General features: G+C 67.9%; 4 protein-coding genes. All 4 read left to right on the top strand.

What is annotated here, in order from left to right:
* Positions 1-374, top strand: a 374-nt coding sequence (locus tag ACFWPJ_RS24285; protein WP_378854692.1) for a hypothetical protein, incomplete at its 5' end; no start/stop codon positions are given.
* 374 nt (positions 375-748) lie between these two features.
* On the top strand, positions 749-1,861 hold the full coding sequence (locus ACFWPJ_RS24290) for a DUF4192 domain-containing protein (protein WP_378854693.1): 1,113 nt from the start codon (positions 749-751) through the stop codon (positions 1,859-1,861).
* Positions 1,862-2,227: 366 nt separating this feature from the next.
* Positions 2,228-2,791, top strand: a complete 564-nt coding sequence (locus tag ACFWPJ_RS24295) for a single-stranded DNA-binding protein (RefSeq protein ID WP_378854694.1) — start codon at positions 2,228-2,230, stop codon at positions 2,789-2,791.
* A gap of 613 nt (positions 2,792-3,404) precedes the next feature.
* Entirely contained in the window at positions 3,405-4,955 is a 1,551-nt protein-coding gene (locus ACFWPJ_RS24300; protein ID WP_378854695.1) for a hypothetical protein, read from the top strand.
* Positions 4,956-5,060 lie beyond the last annotated feature (105 nt).

Here is a 5,060-nt window from a genome sequence, read left to right on the forward strand (position 1 = left end):
TTGGCGTACTCGGTCCGCTGGAAATTCGCGCCGCAGTGACTTTGTGTCGGTTCGGACTGTCAGCGTTGCTGGTTCCACCAGTCGATGGCTTCGCCCTCGGCGTCGAGTTGGTCGATCAGGTCCGCGGTGACCTCGACCTGGGATCCACTCTGACCGCAGAACACCCACAACTTTCGGGCGGCCTGGGTGTAACGGTGGATCACCGCGTCGGTCTCGAACGCATCGGCCTCACCGGCACGGAACCGGTCGATCGCTTCACCGAGGATCGCGACGAGCTCGGCGAGGCGGGCCTGGTGATAGGCGGCGACCTGTCGCCGGGCTGCGGCGCGTGCGGCTCTATTCTGCACGCCCGCAACGGTACTCGCGACAACTGAGCCGCTCCACGAAACGACGACGCGTCCACAACCCGGTGCGCGTGTCGGCAGAGCACCGACTCTGTCCCGGCCGGGTTCACCGACATCATCTTCCACCAAATGATGCGGGAAAGAACGACGATCTCGCCGCAGCAGCCTGAACCGTCTGCACAACGGGAGTCCCGGCGAGAACGGGATTCGACCTGGCCTCCCTGTGTACGGCCCCGGCAGACTGGCCCACACGCTGGCCGTGTCACTGCTCTGGGTTCCGCCGAAAGGTTACGGCACCCGGCCACATTCGCTCAATGCTCGCTAGTTGCGGTGTGCGCCCGCACTCGCCCGATAGGCGACGAACGAATCTGTCCCCCAAACCAATTCCGAAGGAACCCTTTGACGTGGACGCCAGTCATGAACGAACCAACCCGACCCCGGACGAGCATGCAAGCGGCATCGACGCGATCGGGCGCCTCAAGGTCGACAGTGTCGGGGAGTTGATCGCCGCGCTGCCTGCCATGCTCGGGTTCGTCCCCGCCAGGTCTGTGGTCATGGCCCTGCTCACCTCCACCCCTGACAGAACCCCTGCCCGGCGCACGATCGAAACGGTGATCCGAGTCGACCTCGACACAGTCACCGAACCTGTATCAGCCCAGCAGCTGGTGAGCATGCTGAAATCGATATGCCGACGCGAAGAAGTCACCGCGACGATGGCGGTGATCGTCGACGACCGACCCGACGCCGCCGCGGCCGCGCACCGAGCCGTGAAGTACCTGTGTGGGTCAACGATCAGGCTGGCCCACGCCTGGCTGGTCCCCACCGTCACTGTCGGCGCTGAATATCGCGGCCTGCTCGAAAACGACCGCGACGGAATAGTGGAGGATCCTTGCGCGTCACCTGTGGCGTTCGCCCAGGTACTCGACGGAATCCAAATCCGTGGTTCCCGCGCCGAACTCGTCGACCTACTCACCCCCGACCCGGACTTGACCGCTCGGGTCGAGCATCTCATCGGCCCAGCGGTCAAGTACTACCGGGACGAGTTAGCTGCCGCGGCGACCGAGGATCGCGGCAACATCTACCAGCGCGCGGCCGCCGAGTCCGTTCTGGCCCAGGTCGCGGCCGTCGACGAATCCGGTTGCACTCCTAAGGATCTGGCCACCGTTATCGCTGTTCTTCGGGACAGGACGATCCGCGATGTCATGTTCGGACTCGCCGGTACCCGGTTCGGCCCGGCGGCGCAGATACTGTGGCATCAGGTCGCGCGAGCGAGTAGCGGCGGTGATCGGGCCGAGGCCGCGATCCTGTGCGGCTACGACGCCTACCACCGCGGCGACGGGGTGCATGCCGGGATCTGCATCGAAGCGGCCCTGCGCGCGGACCCGGCGCACCCGATAGCGGTCCTGCTCGACGCCGCACTCCGCGGCGGCATCCGACCCGACAGGATCGGTAAGCTCGCCGAAACAGGGCGTGCGGTCGCGACAGACCTCGGCATCGACCTCACAGGAACCGGCTGACCCCCTCGACGCCGGAGACCATCGGCGAAGCCTCCACGCGGCGTGGACTTGTCCTGGGTCGACCTGATCGAGTCGGGCACGGCCACAACTTGTCACTGGTTTCACCAACCGACCTGCCAGCTCGTGCTCGCACCTCACTACCTGCCCCAACGCGAGATGGCTGTGGCCAGATACCTGCTGGTGTCTCGGCGCATCTGCTCTATGCCCCGTCTACCGTCAACGACATCTACGACGGCACCGTGAAGTAGCACCGGCCTGCCTGTATCCACGCCTGCACAACCGAACTCGCTCACCGAATGCCGGGCCGCGATGCAGGACTGCTGCACCACATCCTCCACCCATCCTGACGATCAGAAAGGTCCGAATATGCCCGGCGAGCCGACACTGCCCTTGGTAGGTAACTTGGCCTCCGATATCGAGCTCACCTTCACCCCCGCCGGTGTGGCGGTGGCTCATTTCACCGTCGCCTCCACCCCGCGGGTCTTCGACCGCAATACCGGGCAATGGCGCGATGGTGACCCGTTGTTCCTGCGCTGCAACCTCTGGAGAGAGGCCGCCGAGAACGCCGCAGAGTCGCTGTCGAAGGGCTCGCGAATCCTGTTGATGGGCAGGCTCAAGCAGCATAGCTACGAAACCCGCGACGGCGACAAGCGCACCGTCTACGAAGTCGAGGTCGACGAGATCGGGCCCAGCTTGCGCTTCGCCACAGCCAAGGTCACCCGCACCGGCCGAACCGGCAGCAGTCGCGGCGGGTTCGCTCAGCCCGACACCACGACACGCACCAGCCGCGCGAACAACACACCCACCCCGGCGATCCAGGGCAGTGATTCGTCGGCCGGCGACGCCGGCGAACTCGCGGGCGGACGTGAGCCATGGGAGACGCCGGTACTCGCCGGGGCCGGTGCAGGTTTCGGCGAGCCACCGTTCTGAGCGCACCGGTCTCCTGACCGCCCGGCTGTGCTCCGCGGCGTCCGGTCCCGGACCGCCGCTGTGCCGACACCACATCCATACCCGCCCGCGACTACGACAGGGCATTGAACGCCGATGAGTACCAGAGGATTCCACTAACCGACGGCGACACCTTCGTTCGCACGCTCACCCAGACACTGATCAGCACGCACTGACGCCGATAGAACCGGACTGGCAGTCCTCGACACCGGCGCAGGCGATTCCTCACGCGGCTCTGGTGAGCGATCCCGCCGGTGAGCGGGTCCAGAGGTGGTGGGTCCGGGTGACGGTCTGGGGTGGACCCAGCCCCTCGAGGGCTACCAGGCCATCGCGCGCCACGGCTACGGGCCCGCGCCCGGCGGAAACGAATTCCCCACGCCACCACCAGCCGCACCCACCCGTCTCACCCGCAGGGCGTGGGGAACTCGCCCCCGCACGCAATGGCGCGTTCCCTCCGCCGTGTCGCCCGCTGTCCTGGTCGGTCGCCCTCGGCTGGGCCCACCCCAGCCCGGCACCCTCTTTGTCGTGAAAAGCGTCGCGTTCCAGCGCGCCCGGGTGCCGCCGGTATCTCTCGTCCCCAGTCAGGAGATCTGCTGTGTCCACTACCGCTCACCCCTACCCCCAGTTCCTCGAAGACCCGACCGCCGAAGCCACCGTCGCCGAGCCTGCCGTCGCCGATCCGGAGCAGGTGGCGGGAACTCGTGCGTTCCTCGACGCGGTCTTTCAGATCGAGCTCCAGCTCGACCTCGACCGGCGGGCGGCGTTCAAGGCGTTCCCCGCCGCACTCGCGCTGGCGACCGACGCCGATTGGTGGCTGCTGGACTTCATGGTCGAACAGTTCACCCTCCACCCGCGCGAAGCCGCGCTGCTGCGACTGGACGCGTTGTGGCGCCACGCCGACGACCTCGAACAAGAGCGGATGCTGGCATTAGTTCCCGACACCGATCCCGGCCTGCACTCCCACAGCGACCACGACCTCAACCACATCCTGGCCACTCGCGCGCGCCGCAACGGCACCACCATCGACGACGAGCGGGCCAAGCTCGAAGTCCAGCTCGCCGCCGCCGAGATGCCCCGCCAGGTTATCCGAACCTGGTACAACCCGCTGCCCCGACTGTCTCTGGCACCAACCAAACGCATCGACGCTTCCCGGTGGAGTCCCGAGCCGATCCGGGCCCGGGTCGCCGCCCGCGGACGCCGCCGGTCAGCCGAGGTCGAGCCGTCCGTCGTGACGACCTATGTTCGTGAGAGCTTGTTCGTCGACAGCGAGGTCGCCGACCAGGCCCGACTGCGCCAGCGCTGGGCCGAACTGACAGCGCGTGGAATCACTCTCACCACGTCCGCGCCGCGCGGGTGGACCCCGCGCCGGCCCGGTGAACGGCCGCCGCTGCCCGCTGAACTGTCCGAGGCGATCTGGGATCACCAGTACTGCGCCCACGTCGCCGATCAACGTGACCACGAACGCGCGCTGGCCGGTGAATCGGTGAAGTCGCCGGAACACTCGCACGCGTGGGCGGCCGAACGCACCGGCCTGCGTTCCCGCGGCGACCGGCGCGAGGCATACCTGTTCCAAGGCAACGGTCTCGACGACTTCCGCACCGCCATGACCCCGATCTCGGGTTGGCGGTGCGTGTCGTGCTTCGTCGAACGCCCGACCGCTGACCAGCACCCCGTCCACGCCCGCAGTGGTGTGCTGCGCAGCGACGACGGGCTCTGCGATTACTGCCGCAGCGACGGCCGCACCGGTCTGCCCGAGCTCGCGGCTGGGTTCACCGGCGCCGATCTCGCCGCCGCCTACTGCACGTATTTCGCTGAGCACTACCGGGACTCGGCGTACGCGTTGATCGGCGAGGTTCGCCGCCGCGCTCCGGAATGGCTGACCGCCGTGATCGACCGGTTCCTCGCCGATCACTCCGACCTGCCCGGCGCACCCACACCGGTCGACATCGACGCCGAGCCCGCACCGGCACCAGTCCCGTCCAAGCGTCGCCGCGAGCGAGTCCTGCCGCCCGGACAGCGGCCCGGCAAATGCGAAGGGTGCACCCAGTACGTGCCCGTGCATGACGACGGATTCTGCACCACCTGCCGGGTCTACCTCGGCCTGCACGTGCCCGCGCCGCGCGAGCGTCGCCTCGTAGCCGCCTGACCTATTCCCATCCTGTTGTGGGGGGGGGGGGGGGGGGGGGGGGGGGGGCCCCCCCCCCCCCCCCCCGCCCCCACGCGCAGCGCGCACGCAGCGCTCGGCCCCCAC

It is taken from the genome of Nocardia sp. NPDC058497, assembly GCF_042720195.1.
Classification (GTDB): domain Bacteria; phylum Actinomycetota; class Actinomycetes; order Mycobacteriales; family Mycobacteriaceae; genus Nocardia.